Annotated in this window: 3 protein-coding genes; 1 reads left to right on the top strand and 2 read right to left on the bottom strand. The window is 45.2% G+C overall.

The window, feature by feature from the left end; all coding sequences use genetic code 11:
- Positions 1–66: 66 nt before the first annotated feature.
- Positions 67–252: a hypothetical protein gene (locus ACI4N7_RS04665; protein WP_439732201.1), complete on the bottom strand. Its 186-nt coding sequence runs from the start codon at positions 250–252 to the stop codon at positions 67–69.
- A 339-nt stretch (positions 253–591) separates the two neighbouring features.
- Here ACI4N7_RS04665 and rfbB point away from each other — a divergent pair, with 339 nt between their 5' ends.
- The gene (gene rfbB, locus ACI4N7_RS04660; RefSeq protein ID WP_439732200.1) at positions 592–1,572 is read left to right on the top strand and encodes a dTDP-glucose 4,6-dehydratase; all 981 of its coding nucleotides are present in this window, start codon (positions 592–594) and stop codon (positions 1,570–1,572) included.
- A 334-nt stretch (positions 1,573–1,906) separates the two neighbouring features.
- On the opposite strand, the gene ACI4N7_RS04655 is transcribed toward rfbB, so the two are convergent.
- Positions 1,907–2,134 (bottom strand): hypothetical protein, encoded by a 228-nt coding sequence (locus ACI4N7_RS04655; RefSeq protein ID WP_439732199.1) that lies wholly within the window; start codon positions 2,132–2,134, stop codon positions 1,907–1,909.
- Positions 2,135–2,166 lie beyond the last annotated feature (32 nt).

Here is a 2,166-nt window from a genome sequence, read left to right as displayed (position 1 = left end):
TGCCATAAAAAAAGCCCTGATGTTCTCAAACATCAGGGCTAAAATCATATCATAACAATTTCAAACTTACCTGTCGGAGTCACTGGGAAGTCCGGAAGGTTCATTATTGAATACGGTATCCTGGGTTTCCAGAATTTTTCCCGCTTTGTAAGCTGCTGCCGGGCTGTCCCTGCGCAGTTCCTCCACTCCCTTGGTGATCTTCTCATCCAATACTACGCCTTTTTTGATTTCTTTATCCATCTTTTTTTCCATGGTAAAGACCTCCTTTGCAAGACCATTGGAATCACTCCGATCTCCTTTTATATTATAATACATATATATAGAAATGTTAAGTGGAAAGTTAAGCATACTTCATAAAAAGTTTCTTCTATCTTGTTCTATTTCTCTTTCTACACTGCAGTCTGATTATCTTCTTATCCTTCCACGTTAGAAAAAAAGAAGAATCGCTCCTTTTACAGAAAGCGCACACTGCCTTTATGATTGTGCCGAGTCCGGATTCTCCCTATAATAAAAATAAAAAGGGCCCCTGTCCTGCAGCAGCCCTGCCTCTCCTTTTTCTCATTTCATTCATTTCCTGTCAAGGAGCATGCTATGACCATCATCATTACCGGCGGTGCCGGATTCATCGGTTCTAATTTCATATTTTACATGATGAAGAAATATCCGGACTATCGAATCATCTGCCTGGATAAGCTGACTTATGCAGGCAATCTATCTACCCTGACGCCGGTCATGAATAAACCGAATTTCCGATTTGTAAAAATGGATATCTGCGACAGGAAAGCGGTCTATCATCTTTTTGAAGAAGAACATCCGGATATAGTAGTCAACTTTGCCGCCGAATCCCATGTAGACCGGTCGATCAAGAATCCGGAAATTTTTCTGGAAACCAATGTCATCGGCACCTCCGTCCTCATGGACGCTTGCCGTATATACGGCATACTCCGCTATCACCAGATTTCCACCGATGAAGTCTACGGCGACCTTCCCTTAGACAGGCCTGATCTCTTCTTCACTGAAAAGACCCCGCTCCGCCCCAGCTCCCCCTACAGCAGCTCCAAAGCCGGCGCTGACCTTCTTGCAGGTGCCTACTGCCGCACCTACGGCCTGCCTGTCACGATTTCCCGCTGCAGTAATAACTATGGGCCTTATCAATTTCCTGAAAAACTGATTCCTCTCACGCTGCAGAAAGCCCTGGCCAATCAGCCCATTCCCGTGTATGGCGACGGTAAAAACATACGAGACTGGCTTTATGTGGAAGACCACTGCCGAGCCATCGACCTGATCCTTCAAAAGGGAAAACCCGGTGAAATCTACAACATCGGCGGTCATAATGAAATGGCAAACATGGATATCGTAAAGCTTATTCTCAGGGAACTGGGAAAACCGGAAAGCCTTATCACCCATGTACCGGATAGAAAAGGCCATGACCGCCGCTACGCCATAGATCCGACCAAAATTCATAAGGATCTGGGCTGGATGCCGGAAACAAAACTCCCCCAGGGAATCAAAAAGACCATCCACTGGTACCTGGAACACCAGGACTGGTGGATGGGACTTAAGAATTCATAATTGTGGAAACCATTTACTTATTCCATATTCCTGCCTGACTTTTGTTGCAAATCATACTCCTTTCATAAAAGGGTCTTTCTTCATTACAAAAAGACTTTAACTTCAAGCCGTTATTTCGTTGCCCGACCGTGAGCGTGTCCGCAAAGCGGTGAAAACAGGTCCGAAAAATTAAGCACTGTACTGACACTCCTATCCTTCCCGCCTCCCACATATCATCCTGAGAGCAGCGAAGGATCTCGGTAAGAACTGCAAGTGAAAGAAATACCGATAAATACCAGTCGGCGGGAAACATGCAGGGCCACGGACAGCGGTAAGCGGAAGGCAGACACTCCCCTCAAATGTCCTTAAACATCATCAGGTTCAGCTTGTAATACCTGGTTTTTCCCATCTTTGACACAATCATCTGATTTTCAGGTATCATATCCAGCCTTTTCTGAATCGTTCCTCTGTTCCTGCCGGTTTCTTTCATCAGGCCTGCCATGGAGATGCCCTCTCCATAAAATAGAGCAGACTGCAGAAGAATGACATACACTTCTTTGAGCAGCCTATCGGGTAACTCCAATTGATTTATCTTAGCTTCATATCTTTGCAGCT

Source organism: Dialister sp., assembly GCF_051885895.1.
Taxonomy (GTDB): Bacteria; Bacillota; Negativicutes; order Veillonellales; family Dialisteraceae; genus Dialister.
This window is presented reverse-complemented; position numbering and strand designations above follow the sequence as displayed.

Excerpts from the sequence above, each read along its gene's own strand:
- rfbB (WP_439732200.1), top strand. The coding sequence starts at position 592 with ATGACCATCATCATTACCGGCGGTGCCGGATTCATCGGTTCTAATTTC.
- ACI4N7_RS04665 (WP_439732201.1), bottom strand. The coding sequence starts at position 252 with ATGGAAAAAAAGATGGATAAAGAAATCAAAAAAGGCGTAGTATTGGAT.